This is a genomic window from Odoribacter sp. AF15-53 (genome assembly GCF_003479425.1).
Lineage (GTDB): Bacteria > Bacteroidota > Bacteroidia > Bacteroidales > Marinifilaceae > Butyricimonas.
The window spans coordinates 902,677-917,898 of record NZ_QUHC01000001.1 but is presented as its reverse complement, the minus strand read 5'-3'; the positions used below and the strand labels follow the sequence as shown (position 1 = coordinate 917,898).

Sequence of the window (15,222 nt, the reverse complement as noted above, 5' to 3'; positions counted from 1 at the left end):
ATTAGCCTGAAATTTACCATCTCAGGCAATTCTCAACCATTAACATGATCCCCGTTTTCATCGCACGTTCATCCGGAGATAATTTGGGATTATGCAACGGGGGTAGGCTTTCCTGTTCCGGCGGACAGACTCCCAATACCCAAAAAGCACCGGGAATCTTTTCCAGATAAATTGCAAAATCTTCTCCCAATGTAAGATGATTCATCGTGATCACCTTAGTTTCACCGAAAAGTTCCGTGGCATTTTTCACTACAAATTTCGTCAATTGCTCGTCGTTTACGAGTACCGGTAATCCGTTCCATGTCTTATCCATCGTGAATGTACATCCGTATAAGGCACAGATTTCCTTGGATTTTTCTTCTATCAACTCAAATATTCGATAACGTAAAGCATTATCATGCGTGCGAACAGTCCCTAATACTTCCACCTTATCGGGAATCACGTTATTACATGTTCCACCGTGCACCGAAGTAATCGAGAGTACGGCCGGTACCAAGGGATCCCTGAATTTCGTGATCAGGGTCTGGTAAAACTGAATCAGGCAGGCCGTGGCTAATATCGGATCTGATCCCGCGTGAGGCATAGCTGCATGAGTTCCCTTCCCTTCCACAGAAAATATAATATTATCCGAAGAAGCAAAAAAAGCTCCCGGACGAATTCCGATAGTTCCGGTCGGTAAATTGGGAAAAATATGTTGTCCGAATATAGCTTGAGGCACAGGTGCTTTCAACAATTCGGGAAGTAATAAACGTGCCCCGCCGGGACGTTTCTCTTCACTCGGTTGGAACACGATCTTCACGGTTCCTTGCAATTCCTCTTCACGGGATTTAAGCACGATTGCAGCCCCTAGAACCATAGCCATGTGCATGTCATGACCGCAGGCATGCATCATCCCCTCGTTACATGAACTATAAGCTAATCCGGTTTCCTCTTTAACCTTTAAAGCATCCATATCAGCCCGAATAGCAACACACTTCTGCCCTTTTCCAAGGATAGCAATAATACCTGTCCCTACAACCTGATAAGGTATTTTATATTTATCCCAAACCCCCGTGATATAGCGTTGGGTTTCTACTTCCTGCATCGCAAATTCCGGATACTGGTGAAAATGACGCCTGAATTCAACGGCTAGCGGATAGATTTCTTCTACGGTCATATCATTATTCCTTTATATGTATCAGCACATTTGATAATATTGCAGTAAGAATATTATCTTATTTTTATCTGACAATTATCCAAACTGTCAATAATAGCCAAGGATTCAACATGAATTCCACGTTCCCTTAAAACTTCACCCCCGTGTTGGAATGCTTTTTCTATAATAAATCCCATCCCCACGAGTTGAGCACCTGCCTGTTGAATCAAATCAATGATCCCGTTCGCGGCATTTCCGTTCGCCAAAAAATCATCAATAAAAAGTACTCTATCTTCCTTACTCAAAAAATCTTTACTGATACAAACATTATATTCCCGGTCTTTTGTAAAAGATCGGATAGTTGTTGAAATCATGTTTTCCATCGTCTTCGGTTGCTTTTTCTTCGCGAAGACCACCGGTAATTCCAAAAGATACCCCACCATGATTGCCGGGGCAATACCACTAGCCTCGATCGTCATAACTTTATTGAAATCCTTGTTAGCAAAACGACGCACGAATTCAACCCCGATTGACTTCATCAGGATCGGGTCCATTTGATGATTAATAAAACTATCCACTTTTAAAATGCCACCTTCAAAGCATTTACCATCCTGTAAGATTCTTTTTTTGAGCAAATCCATATTCTGCCTGTACTTTTAACACTCCGGCAAAAGTACGAATAATAATTAGAAAATAGGAAATTAACGGACAACTTCATCCAGATCAACAATCACAATCTTATTATCTTGGGCATCATACAATTTATTTTCCACCCGTACTGCATTCTGACTTATCCGAAGATGTGCCCAGAATTCTCCTGAAGGATCAATAACAATAGATTCCTCCCCGCTGGCGATAAAATGATATCCCTTGTAAGTCAAATAAGACACGTGATATTCTTCTGGTTGAAGAATTTTTATACCCGTACCTACGCACAAAATATTCTGTTTCGCGGTAAGGATATAATAGTTCGTGCTATCCCGTTCGTGCAAACTTTTAAATTTAGAATTCTCTCGAACAAACGTAGACTCTCCGACAAAACACGTGGAGACATCTTTATCTTCCGGAAGCTGTATTTTAATTCCTTCCGTTGTATTTTGCAAAGAAGATTTTATCAAACATTGATCGAATAAAACACACAAAGAATCTTGCCATACTTGCACATGATTTACTTTACCTAAATCATGCGGGTACGCGGTAAAATATTTCTGGAGTCCGCTCTTTTTATCAAATGCAGCAATATAAGGTGTTCCCCATTTTTTTTTAACACCCCCTCTTACCGTACCCGATCCTTGATTGACCATATAGAGAGTACTATCTTGCGAGAACAACAGAGACTCCCCGGTAGATTTTCTAGGTAATCCCCGCACCCAAAGAACCTTTCCGGCATGATCCAGACAAAACAGTCGGTCACATGAAGCTATATATATCTTCTCTCCCTCCACGTATATATTAGAAATAAATCCTTGCATGAATTCTTCCTCTCCTTTCGGGAAAGGTAATTCTTTCACGAAAATTTCATGCCGCCAGCCGGTCCCGTTCTTCATATTTATCGTGTACAGGGCATCGGCTGCCACGAGAATCACCGAATCATTCAATTCCCGCATGTCAGCCCAACTATATTTCGAATATATCTTTCTTTCCCATTCTTTCTTTCCCGTTCGTAAATTCAACCCTTCCAATTTAGATGCATCGGCAGACATATAATTACTCTTATATCCCATGGCAATTCCTAATTTCAAATGCACGTAAGTAATCATATTCCTATTATCCCACAGTTCGGTTCCTTTCGTACGATCAAAACAACGGGTCTTGAATTCTGATTTCAGCAACAAAGCATTCCCGAGCGGGGCCAGTTCTTCATACTCGTTATTAATATTTTCCCGCCACAAGGTTCTCTCTTTATCCGTATCCCAAACTAAAAGCGTTCCTTTATTTCGAGGATAACCGCCTTTAGAAAAATATTTCAATTGAACAAAAAGCGAATGCGTGATCGAGTCGGGATACAAATACCGGATTTGCCCGTCTAAAATAATTTCTTTTCCCGGAATATTCTCCTGACGCTGATAATTCCGTCCCACGATTCGGGCAACCGTCTCATTCCCGACATCTTTCTTTCCACGGGACTGTGCAAATACCTCCGGATAAATGATCAACAACATTCCCAACAATGCGAGAATCTTTGTCAAATGTGGCCCTGTAACCATAACTCTGAGTATTAAAGTTAATATCACTTTATGCCATCAATCTAACATATCTCCCGTGATAACTCCTTTCATTTTCATATCGAATTGATTATAATATAACAAAGATATAATAATGATTCTAAAAAAACAACCTATATAAGTTGTTTCCCTGTCCCCGAAATACAACAAGAGGATGAAAGTTTACTTTTCATCCTCTTGTTCAGGTTGGTGAGATCTATTGTTTATTTATGCTTTTCGATCCATAAACGAGCATTTACAAATGCTTCAATCCACGGACTGACTTCATCAGCTTCACGGCCTTCCGGGTAATATGCCCAGTTCCACGGTTGTAATGAACGTTCCAAGTGAGGCATCATAGCCAAATGACGACCGTCCTTGCTACAAATAGCTGCCGTGGCAAAAGGTGATCCGTTCGGGTTGGCCGGGTATGTATCATGAGTATATCGTATCGGAATATTATATTCGTCTTGATCGTAAGGCAGATAGAACTGTCCTTCTGCATGGGCGATCCATATTCCTAACCGAGAACCTGCCAATGACTTCAACATCACGGAATTATTCTCGACCACGTCAACACTTATAAATTCGGATTCCAATTTGTGAGAGTTATTATGCAACATCTTCGCTTTCTCACAATGCTCCGGGTACACCAGATCAAGTTCCACCATCAACTGGCAACCATTACAAATACCCAAACTCAAAGTATCCTCCCGTTTGTAGAAATTCTCCAAGGCTAACCGGGCCTTTTCGTTATATTTGAATGCTCCGGCCCATCCCTTAGCGGAACCAAGTACATCCGAGTTAGAGAATCCACCCACGAAAACGATCAAATTCACATCTTCCAGTGTTTCCCGACCGGAAACAAGATCCGTCATGTGAACATCTTTCACGTCGAAACCGGCCAAATGCATTGCCCATGCAGTTTCACGCTCGCATTGACATCCCTTTTCCCGGATGATAGCCGCTCTCACGCCCGAAGGCTTCGTACGATTTATATCCAAACCGAATTGAGCACGCTTCCCGGTAAAAGAAGGAGCAAACTTGAATTTCAGATCGTGATGTTTATAGTTCTTGTATCTTTCAAGAGCCAATTCACTACCACTCTGGCGGCGATCCAACAAATAAGAGGTCTTGAACCACAAATCTCTCAAAGAAGGAATATCCAAGTTCAAAGTCTTGTTATCTTTCTTTATATTCATCTTCCCTGCTTTACCCAAACGTCCCAAGAAGTTATAAGCAACTCCCGCTTCGTCAAGAATAGCAGCTACTTTCTTGCAATCTTTAATTTGAATAAGCACACCCGGATTCTCTGCAAAAAGAATCTTTACCCAATCTTTCTCGGCCAGATACGAGAAGTCGATATCCAATCCCAAACGATTGTCGGCAAAACACATTTCCAACAACGTGGTAATCATACCCCCTGCGGAAATATCATGTCCTGCCAGAACATAACCTTCCTCCACCAAACGTTGTATCGTGGTAAAAGCATTAGCAAAATAATCTGCATCCTTTACATCCGGAGTCACTTTGCCTACACGGTTTAAAATCTGGGCAAAACTGGAACCTCCCAATTGCAATTTATCAAAAGAAAAATCGACATACACGATTTCGGTGTCTGTATCCGGTTTTAAGACGGGAGAAACGATTTTCTTCACGTCAGTAACCTCTCCCACGGTAGATATAATCACCGTCCCAGGGGCATAAACCTTATCCTTACCATACTTTTGTGTCATGGAAAGAGAGTCTTTACCCGTGGGAATGTTAACACCCAACTCAATCGCAAAATCACTAGCAGCTTTTACAGCCTCATACAAACGGGCGTCTTCACCCGCATTCTTGCAAGGCCACATCCAGTTAGCTGATAAAGAAACTCCTTTCAATCCTTGTTCAATTGGGGCCCATACCAAATTCGTCAACGCTTCCGCGATAGCTAACCTAGAACCACAAGCCGGGTTTGCCAATGCAGCCACCGGAGCATGTCCGATAGAAGTGGCGATTCCTCTCTCTCCGTGATAATCTAATGCAACAGCCCCTAAATCGTTCAACGGCAACTGTAATGGTCCTGCACATTGTTGGCGAGCCACACGACCGGACACGGAACGATCGACTTTATTCGTCAACCAATCCTTACAAGCCACGGCTTCAATCTGCAACACCTGCTCGATATACTCCTCTATTTTATCTTCACTATATTCAATATCCGTAAAATGCTCTTTTACTGTTTTATCTTCCATAATCGTCTTCGGGGGATTACCGAACATATCGGTCATTTCCAAATCAATCGGTTTCTCTCCCGTTCTCCCGTCTTCGAAAACGAAACGATGATCCCCGGTTGTTTCTCCGATCACGTACATCGGGGCTCGCTCGCGATCTGCCACCCGTTGCAAGGTTTCTACATCTTTTGCTTTCATCACGAGTCCCATACGTTCTTGTGACTCGTTCCCGACGATTTCTTTATCCGACAACGTGGGATCCCCGATAGGCAATTTCTCCAGATGAATCAATCCCCCGGTCTCCTCTACCAACTCGGACAAACAGTTCAAGTGACCTCCTGCCCCGTGATCATGAATAGAAACAATCGGATTCATGTCACTTTCAGCCATAGAACGAATAGCATTGCATACCCGACGTTGCATTTCCGGGTTAGAACGCTGCACGGCATTCAACTCGATTGCATTGGCAAACATTCCGGTATCCACGGAAGAAACTGCGCCTCCGCCCATTCCGATGCGATAATTATCACCACCCAATAACACCACTTGCTCGCCCACTTCCGGGGTGTGTTTCATCGCTTGTTCTTTATTTCCGAAACCAATACCTCCCGCTTGCATGATCACTTTATCATACCCGTAAGTTTTCTCGTGTTCTTCATGTTCAAAGGTCAGAATTGAACCCACGATCAGAGGTTGACCGAATTTATTTCCGAAATCGGAAGCCCCGTTAGAAGCCTTGATCAGGATATCCTCCGGAGTCTGGTACAACCATTTTCGCGGATCAATAGCAGACTCCCAAGGACGATCTGCATCCAGACGTGGATACGAAGTCATGTACACGGCCGTTCCGGCTAACGGAAGAGAAGCCTGTCCTCCCGCGATACGGTCACGAATCTCACCACCGGAGCCAGTTGCGGCCCCGTTAAAAGGTTCTACCGTCGTTGGGAAATTATGCGTTTCCGCTTTCAAAGAGATAACCGTATTGATATTTTTCTGTGTGTAAAAATCCGGTTTATCCTGTGATACCGGGGCAAATTGCACGCTAGCCGGTCCTTCGATGAAAGCGCAATTATCTTTATATGCTGAAACAATCCGGTTCGGGTTTGTTTTCGACGTTTTCTTGATCATGGCAAAAAGCGATTCTTCTTGCTCCTCCCCGTCAATAATAAATCTACCGTTAAAAATCTTATGACGGCAATGTTCGGAATTTACCTGTGAAAAACCGAATACTTCCGAATCCGTCAACCGACGGTTCAATTTTTTACTCAATCCCTCCAGGTAGGAAATCTCTTCCTCGTTCAACGCCAAGCCCTCCTGTTGGTTATATGCCCGGATATCCTCGATATACACGATTGGATCCGGTTTTTTATCAATTGTAAACGTGTCCTGATCCAGCCCTTTATACAATGCTTGAAGCATCGGATCAAAAGCCGCTTTCTCACTTTCCACACGAGTAAACTCTTCAATTCTCAGAATCCCGGAAATTCCCATATTTTGAGTAATTTCCACGGCATTAGTACTCCACGGGGTAATCATTTCCCGACGGGGTCCCACGAAAAAACTCTCCAATGAATCGCTTTGTACCTTCTTAGCGTCACTGAACAACCATTCCAATTTACTTACATCTAAAGGATTTTCCGCTTCTTTATAGTGTACGGCATACACTGTTGCATCTTTCTGATAGAATACTATAGCCATGTGCTTTATTTGTTTATTTTCAACTACACGTATTTGCACCGCGAATATAATAAAAAGCGGGCAAATAACCGTATTTGATTTTAGATTTCAAATTATTGATTTATTTTTTCTAAATACTCTCGCGTGAAGATTCGACGACTCCAAAATGTTTGCATGACCCCGCGTAAAGCTAGATAAACCAGAAAGGCTAACCATAACATATGATTATTGGTTGCGCCTGAAAAAACGTAATATATCAGGAAAAAGCTCCCGGAAGCAACAAGCATGGCCCATAGCATATACCGTGTTGCCGTGGCTCCGATAAGAATACCATCCCAGAGAAAAGCCGCGAATCCGGCCAAAGGAATAGCCAATACCCAGTAGAAATAGTGGCTTGCGGTTTGAATCACGACCTTGTCATTCGTCAACAAGCCAAGAAAACCCTCTCCACCAATCATATACAACAACGTGAATAACAAAGACAATCCGACGCCCCACCCGAATAAAGCCCGTACGGCACGACGCAAACGAACCAAATCGCAAGCCCCGACATAACGCCCCGATAACGCTTCCCCGGCATAAGCAAACCCGTCCATGATATAAGAGAACAACGTGAACAACTGCATGAGCAACGTGTTAACGGCCAGAATCACATCTCCTTGTCTTGCCCCGGTTGAAGTAAAAAATGTAGTCACCCCGATCAAACAAAGCGTGCGTAAAAAAATATCCCGGTTCACGGCAAAAAAACGCCGCATGGCAAGCAACTGAAGACTTCCTCGCAAATGAATATATTTTCTCAAATCTTTGAAATTGAAGAACCAAAGCCCGATAGCCATTAAGACCCCGCTATACTGCGCGACCACGGTTCCCCATGCAACACCTTCAACCTTCATTCCCAGCAAAAAAACAAAACAAGAACTACATGCAATGTTAATCACGTTCATTATAATCGCTATATACATCGGGTAACGGGAATTCTGCATCCCGATAAACCATCCCGTGAAACCGTACTGGGCCAATACAGCCGGAGCCCCCCAAATACAAATCCGGAAATAAGTAACCGCATATTGCTCGACTTCGACACTCGTATCCAACAGGCGAAAAGCCAATCGCTCGATAGGATACTGTAACATCAACATGGCTAACGCCGAAATCAATCCCACGCTCACGGCTTGAACCAACACCCGAACCTCCGCTTCGGGATCTTTTCGCCCGTAGGCTTGCGAGGTCAACCCGCTAGTACCCATTCGTAAAAAGCCAAAATTCCAATATAGAATATTGAACAACAATCCTCCCACTGCAATAGCACCAATAAAAGCGGTTGCCCCCAAGTGTCCGACAATCGTCACATCAACCAATCCCAACAAGGGAACGGTAATATTTGACACGATAGAAGGAATAGCAAGACGAAGTATTCTACGATTCATTGCTTGTACCCGATTGTATTCCGTTCTGATATCATACTATCCAACAGGGTTGGAGTAAACATTTCCACGTCCTGCATCGTGATCGAATGCTTGTGCTCCGTGTCGCCAATCTTCCCGTTTTTAGCCAAACGCTGCACCCGGTTCCGGATCATCATTTCAGCCACCAACTTCACTAACCGTGCGCTGGCATGGCTACGTTTCTTATTCGTCACGATATAAGATATAAATTGCTTCATGTGCTGTTGGGCCGTCCGGGTCATTCGTGTATGATCCGTCGCTAGATCACGTTTCAATATCTCCATCAATTGATCTTCCGTATAATCCTCAAAAACAAGAATATTAATCATATCCGAAACCTTTTCTACTTCATCATTGATAATCTGACGAGGCGGGTCTTGCTTGGCATATATCACGTTATAGGCACCCGGTTGTGTTGCCAGTTGATTCACCAGTATAGCCCTTACCCGATCCCGGAATCCGGGAATCTCGTTCAAACTGCTTGAATCTTCATCAAAGAAGAAAAGTCCCCCCTTAGATTGCAACAATGCCATCCCGATACTCTGAACGGCATCTTCCTCCGTGAGTCCGATCAAGCGTTCCACTTTAAAGCTCGTCACCACCCCCTTATCAACAATCCCCATCGCTTTGTAAATACGGGCAATAATGCGGGCAACCGTTCCTTTACCCATTCCGGAATTACCCGTGAAACACCATTGTAAAGACAAACGCGTGTTCAACTTAATGCCTTGTTGGTTATAATGGCGGGCTAAATTAACAAAATCATGAATTTGTTTTTTCATCTTCGCCTGCCCGACCATGTGATCCAAATCCTTCAATGCCGCCGCGATCTCCTTTTCATCAAACGTATCTTTGTAAGAATTCGGCAATTCTGAAGTTGCAGCCGGAATATCGGCAGCCATCAACGTCGTGATTTCCTTGCGGGTTAATTCCCGCTCCTTCCTGATCTTCATCGTGCGAGCAGATAGGTTATGAATGGCTTTATCTACCATCTTCTCGACAAAAAGAGCGTTTCCAAAATATTTATCCCGCTCCTCGCACACCTGAGTCACCAATGCATTGAAAGCCTCCTTTGCTTTCGGATGTAACGTGTAATTTTTCTCCGCGATTTTTTGAACAGCAATCTCCATTAACTCGTCCGGCGTGTAATCCGCGAAATGAAAATGGTACGGGAAAAGAGTCTTCACTTTCGGATTACTTGCTAACGCTTTTTCCATTTCATCCGGATCACCACTCAAAATAACAATTGTATCCCCGTTATCCGTGGGTGACAACTGGGAAAATATAACCCCCAATGCAGCCGCTCCCACGTTATCCTGGAATAAAGTATGCGCGTCTTCCAAGAAAAGAATACCTCCCCTGGCCTGCTCAAAAATATACATGGCAATCTGTTGAGGCGGAATAGAACCGTCCCCGACAATCTCCCCACGACTTCGGACAATCACGTTGGAAGTCTCCAGTATACCAGCCGACTCGAATATTTCCCCAAGCATTCGGGCTACCGTGGTCTTTCCGGTTCCCCGATTCCCGGTAAACAACATATGTAACGGGGGAACAACATCCGCGTAACCGTGTTTTTGTCTTTCCCGAATAAAATAGACATAATTAATATAGCTTATTAAACTATTTTTCAATTCATTCGACCCGATCATTTCATTGAACAGATCAAGAGATTTATTCGGATCCGGTTCTTCAAAAGTCTCGATATCATCCGCTTGAATCAACATCATATCTTCTTTCGAACGAGTCCCGTCATGACTTGTCATCAAGCGTTTAGCCATACGGGAAGCGGCATCCTCCAAACGATCCTCGATAAACCGACCGTTGGAAAAGCCGGAATCTTTCACCGTGCAGCAATCTTTCAACATATCGAAAAACTTGTCTTCAGCTTCAGGAGTAAACTTGAATTGTCTTTTTATCAACATCTGTCGGGTAATATCCATCAACTCATCGGCCGTATAGTCATCAAAAACGAACTGATTCGGGAAACACTTCTTCATCCCGGGAATCCCGCTCGCCAATGCTTGCAGATCCGTGCTATCCCCTGCCATGATCACTAATAATGCCGGCTGTTCCTGTTCTAATATATTCAACAACGTGTTGAATATCCGGATAGCCGGATCATTGGGGTCATTTGTCGGGTAAAGTTCATCGGCATCTTCAATAAAGAGAACTCCCCCCAGACATTTCGTGACAGCTTCCCGAATTAATTGCTCTTCCATCGTGTAACCCGGACGAGTAAAATCTTCCCTTCGATATTGATGTACTTTACCATTCGCCAAGACTCCCAAATGATAAAAAATCTTTCCAGTAATCTCCGCGACCGTATGTTTTCCCGTTCCCGGATTTCCCATAAACACCATATTCATCAGGGGCAATTTGTCGCTAAACCCGTTTTCCTGACGCATTTTCACGAACTCGGCCAACTCGTAGATTCTCGTGATTTCTTCTTTTACCCGGCGTAATCCCACCAGTTGATACAAACTGGACAAAGCCTCTTCCTTATCCTGAGGTGCAATTTCCGCCGATGTTGAAGTATCTTTGGACACCCCGTTTACAATGGCAAGCTCATCCGAAAAATCGTATGGAATATCCTGATCTCCGATGACAAATTTTAATTGCATGACAGATTGGTCAAAACATAATAATTCAACCTTATACTCCCCTTCCGTCCAAAAATTCTCTAATCCCGCTCCCAGATCTATTGCGAAACAAAGCAAACGTTTCCCGTCACGATTCGGAATATAATAATTCCCTTTTGCCACACGGCTTGCCTTCATTCTTCCGTTCGTGTCGAATATATTGATAATGAATTCGTATGTCCACTCGTGAGCCAAATAATTTTCCGCGACAAGATAAAAACGGACATCCGTCAATCCCTCCATGGCCAATGCCCGGTAAGAATGAGGACGTTGCACGTCGGGAGCTTCCTCCACGCATTTATCAAAACCAACATCCAACAGCTTGAAATAATCCCGGAAATAATCATGCGGTTCCAGAAAATGAATTTCATCCGACAAACCGGCCTCCCCATTTATTACGATCTGTGCCCGGTACACGCCTTCCCGAAACGTGAAATCCGTGAAGTCTTCTGCCGAGAATGTAGTGGTAAAATGGAAAAGGGACTCCGTTTCCGGAATGACAATCTTTCCCCCTTTTTGTGCCACCGCGACCGGTTGTTTGCCGTTCATGTAAAACAAAACGGCAACGATCTCAGCCTCCCAAGATTTCTCATCAAATTGCTTGTTAATAAACTCCGTATCCACGAACAACGTTTCTACCTCGTTCAAACGAAAGACTGTACGATAATGCTTATCTCCCGCGAAATCAATCACCTCACTGGAACTTGTTTGGATACTTTTGAACTTGAAATTTATATTAGAAGCAGCTTTACTAACCGCTGTTTTTGTGCTTTTGGATTTACCTGCCATAATCAGTTTGAATTTTAGATTCACGATTTCAGATTCAAAAATAGCTTTATTTTTTTCTAATAACTATTTTTGCATCACTTAATTTTAAATCAAAAAGCATGCTAAAACATATCGTGATGTGGAAACTCAAGGAGTTTGCCGAAGGAAAGACAAAAGCCGAAAACGCTAAAATCATGAAAGAAAGCCTAGAGCGATTAGTCGGGATCGTACCGGAGATAAAATCGTTACAAGTCGGTATAAACGAAAAAGTGTCAGAAATGGCCTATGACGCCGTGTTAATCTCCACGTTTGAAGATGCAGAGGCTCTCGCTCGCTACAAAGTACATCCCGAACACGTTAAAGTAAGCGATTATTGCAAGAAAATCCGGGAGAGCCGGGTGTTCGTTGATTTTCAAGAATAGAATTAAGAAGAGCGAAGGGTGTTGTTGAAAAAGAGTTTTCCCCTTATTTTTATTCAATTATAGCACCATATTCAGCAATTTTTCCCGTGCAAAGTTGATAAGTCATATCTTTCAGTACTTCAGCACGGGAAATAAGGTATTTCAACTGTTCGGAAGTAATCTTGAAATCTTTATTATAGCGAGCTTCGATATACGAACGACACAAAAGCTCGAAACACTCTTTTTCAAAGTCCGTATTCCGTGGAAAAACATTGGTCAAATCCATGGAAAAACGTTTGACCATTCCCGCAAGTTCATTGATCTTATGATTCTTCGGACGATAATTTGTATAGACGAGTAAAATACAATTGTAGAATTTTTCACAAACTTGATGCAAAAGAAAAGCAGAAACATTAGGAAGTCCATCCGAAAACTCTTCTTTCGCCAACTTTAAAAATCTCTCTCCATATGGAAAGACCGCCTCAAATTCCTCTTGCGCAATATCTCTGATTTCTTTAAAACTCAACTGGCGAGGCTTAACCAAAGAACATTTACCACTATCATAAAGCATAATACCCTCTTTCACAATGTCAGTAAAGAAATACTGGCTTATTTCAAGATTATTATTGATGGTATTGATATGTTCTACAACAAATTGCGGAGAAGCATGACGGCGATTTTCAAAAGCCTTATGATATTTTGACACTACTCTCCGTAACCTTTCCTCCACTTTTCTAACCGTCGAGGTTGAAACAATGACTAGAATATCATAATCACTTTGATAACACGTTCTCACGCCAAACTCTATTTTACTATCCCATAAAACATAATTACCCCGCGCATAACTCCCGTACAAAATAATCATCTGACAATGCTCCACGTGATGCCGGATTAAACCCAGCAACATGGTTAATTCTTCTTGAGTTCGCTTGGGTAAACGTTTTATTGATCTTTTCATCATCATCCATATTAAGTCATTTTACAAAAATACGAGTTTTATCGAAGCAACCCTAAGATAAGTTATAATTTATTGCATAACACGCCACTCCCATTCTAAAAACCCAATCCAATCCTATGGTAATAATACCGTAATCCTACCCCTCCTTTGAAGCTGGAACGAAGCTTCGCCAGAGCTTCTCCATTCCCAGCTATTCGAGCCACGGCGAAGCTTGGGAAAAGCAACGAAGGAAGGGTATTATTACCATAGGATTACCCTAGGTTCACCTTGGGATCACCTATAATCATTCCGTAAAATTTGAAATAAAAAAAAACGCACCAGTTTTTGGTGCGTTCAAGAGAGCGAAAAACGGGGCTCGAACCCGCGACCCCGACCTTGGGAAGGTCGTGCTCTACCAACTGAGCTACTTTCGCATTTAAAAGCGAGCGAAAAACGGGACTCGAACCCGCGACCCTAACCTTGGCAAGGTTATGCTCTACCAACTGAGCTATTTTCGCATGAACTATTCTTTTCAAGAACTCTGCAGAGGATTGCCCCCAAATGCGATTGCAAAAGTAACACCTTTTTTCAAAAAGCAAAAAAAAAGGCCGATTTTTTTTAATGAAATCAGCCAAAATTTTCAGAAACGCACATAAGCCGTTATTCGTTTTCTCATACGTTATCGTGGGAAACTAAAAGATATCAATCAGTTAAACAATTCATCCAACGTATCGCCGGCTTCATCCAACATTTCGTCCCATTGCTTGGCAAATTCCTTACTTTTGAATTTAGCCGTTTGTTTCTTCAATTCCTTTTTCAACTTCCGATACTCTTTCTTCTCCTCTTTAGTCATATCTTTCAGGACCTTCTCCCCTTTCTTCGTTATATTCTGGAACTTCTTGGCAACCTCTTTCCACTCGTCAGCAGAATAAGACGAGGCGTTATCCACGACCTCCTTGGTCAAATCCTTCATATCGTCCACGTAATCCTGCGCCGTGTAACCTTTGCAGGAAACCCAAATAACCGACAGGCACAAAAAACAGCCCCATAAAAATTTACTTCTCATAATCTGGTTGCGTATAAAATGTTACTTATATATCGGGTACAAATATAGAAAACATCTCCGGAACTTATATCCCAAAAAGATAAACCTTCTCCTTGTTTTCTGTCATATATTTCGTAATTTCGACACGTTAAAAAAATTACAAACCGAAAATCGAGAATTGATATTCATTTTCAATTTTCAATTTTCAATTTTCAATTATATCATGGCAATAATCAGAGAATTAAATGGACATACCCCAAAATTCGGGAAGAATTGTTTTTTAGCTGAAAATGCCGCCATTATCGGCGAAGTTGAGATGGGTGACGATTGTAGTATATGGTATGGAGCCGTTTTACGAGGTGATGTACATTATATAAAAATGGGTAATAAAGTAAATGTTCAGGATAACGCGACAATACACGCAACTTATCAGAAATCCCCGACCAATATCGGGAACAACGTTTCTATCGCCCACAACGCCGTGGTTCACGGCTGCACGATTCATGACAACGTGTTGATCGGGATGGGCGCCATCGTGCTCGATAACGCCGTGATTGAAAGCAATTCGATCGTGGCCGCCGGAAGCGTCGTAACCAAAGGAACGGTCGTGGAATCCGGTTGGGTATATGCCGGGGCTCCCGCTAAAAAACTAAAACAAATGGGACCGGAACTATTGCGTGACGAGGTGGAGAGAATCGTGAATTCTTACTCCATGTATGCAAGCTGGTACAAATAACAATTGAAAATGGAGA

At 42.7% G+C, this 15,222-nt stretch carries 10 protein-coding genes and 2 tRNA genes; 2 read left to right on the top strand and 10 right to left on the bottom strand.

What is annotated here, in order from left to right:
• Positions 1 to 13: 13 nt before the first annotated feature.
• The 6 genes from DWW52_RS03690 to DWW52_RS03665 all read right to left on the bottom strand — a co-directional run bounded on the left by DWW52_RS03690 (position 14) and on the right by DWW52_RS03665 (position 12,108).
• Complete coding sequence (locus DWW52_RS03690; RefSeq protein ID WP_118714095.1) at positions 14 to 1,156, bottom strand: M20 family metallopeptidase; 1,143 nt, start codon at positions 1,154 to 1,156, stop codon at positions 14 to 16.
• Positions 1,157 to 1,209: 53 nt separating this feature from the next.
• The gene (gene xpt / locus DWW52_RS03685; protein WP_118714094.1) at positions 1,210 to 1,776 is read right to left on the bottom strand and encodes a xanthine phosphoribosyltransferase; all 567 of its coding nucleotides are present in this window, start codon (positions 1,774 to 1,776) and stop codon (positions 1,210 to 1,212) included.
• A 60-nt stretch (positions 1,777 to 1,836) separates the two neighbouring features.
• Positions 1,837 to 3,342: a PQQ-binding-like beta-propeller repeat protein gene (locus DWW52_RS03680; RefSeq protein WP_118714093.1), complete on the bottom strand. Its 1,506-nt coding sequence runs from the start codon at positions 3,340 to 3,342 to the stop codon at positions 1,837 to 1,839.
• A gap of 221 nt (positions 3,343 to 3,563) precedes the next feature.
• Positions 3,564 to 7,253 carry a phosphoribosylformylglycinamidine synthase gene (gene purL, locus DWW52_RS03675; RefSeq protein WP_118714092.1) on the bottom strand — a complete coding sequence of 1,230 codons (3,690 nt, stop codon included), beginning with the start codon at positions 7,251 to 7,253 and terminating at the stop codon, positions 3,564 to 3,566.
• A gap of 92 nt (positions 7,254 to 7,345) precedes the next feature.
• A complete protein-coding gene (locus DWW52_RS03670; protein ID WP_118714091.1) occupies positions 7,346 to 8,659 on the bottom strand; it encodes an MATE family efflux transporter in 1,314 nt (437 codons plus the stop codon).
• Complete coding sequence (locus tag DWW52_RS03665; protein ID WP_118714090.1) at positions 8,656 to 12,108, bottom strand: AAA family ATPase; 3,453 nt, start codon at positions 12,106 to 12,108, stop codon at positions 8,656 to 8,658. Before DWW52_RS03665 ends, DWW52_RS03670 begins: the two co-directional genes overlap by 4 nt.
• A 98-nt stretch (positions 12,109 to 12,206) precedes the next feature.
• On the opposite strand from DWW52_RS03665, the gene DWW52_RS03660 reads away from it, so the two are divergent.
• The gene (locus DWW52_RS03660; protein ID WP_118714089.1) at positions 12,207 to 12,509 is read left to right on the top strand and encodes a Dabb family protein; all 303 of its coding nucleotides are present in this window, start codon (positions 12,207 to 12,209) and stop codon (positions 12,507 to 12,509) included.
• Positions 12,510 to 12,558: 49 nt separating this feature from the next.
• Here the strand turns inward: DWW52_RS03660 and DWW52_RS03655 are convergent, their stop codons facing one another.
• The 4 genes from DWW52_RS03655 to DWW52_RS03640 all read right to left on the bottom strand — a co-directional run bounded on the left by DWW52_RS03655 (position 12,559) and on the right by DWW52_RS03640 (position 14,491).
• On the bottom strand, positions 12,559 to 13,446 hold the full coding sequence (locus tag DWW52_RS03655) for a HEPN domain-containing protein (protein ID WP_118714304.1): 888 nt from the start codon (positions 13,444 to 13,446) through the stop codon (positions 12,559 to 12,561).
• A gap of 340 nt (positions 13,447 to 13,786) precedes the next feature.
• A tRNA-Gly gene (locus tag DWW52_RS03650) sits at positions 13,787 to 13,859 on the bottom strand.
• Positions 13,860 to 13,870: 11 nt separating this feature from the next.
• A tRNA-Gly gene (locus DWW52_RS03645) sits at positions 13,871 to 13,943 on the bottom strand.
• A gap of 188 nt (positions 13,944 to 14,131) precedes the next feature.
• Positions 14,132 to 14,491 (bottom strand): hypothetical protein, encoded by a 360-nt coding sequence (locus tag DWW52_RS03640; RefSeq protein ID WP_118714088.1) that lies wholly within the window; start codon positions 14,489 to 14,491, stop codon positions 14,132 to 14,134.
• Between the two features lie 202 nt (positions 14,492 to 14,693).
• Here DWW52_RS03640 and DWW52_RS03635 point away from each other — a divergent pair, with 202 nt between their 5' ends.
• Positions 14,694 to 15,206: a gamma carbonic anhydrase family protein gene (locus DWW52_RS03635; protein WP_118714303.1), complete on the top strand. Its 513-nt coding sequence runs from the start codon at positions 14,694 to 14,696 to the stop codon at positions 15,204 to 15,206.
• The last annotated feature ends 16 nt before the right edge of the window (positions 15,207 to 15,222 follow it).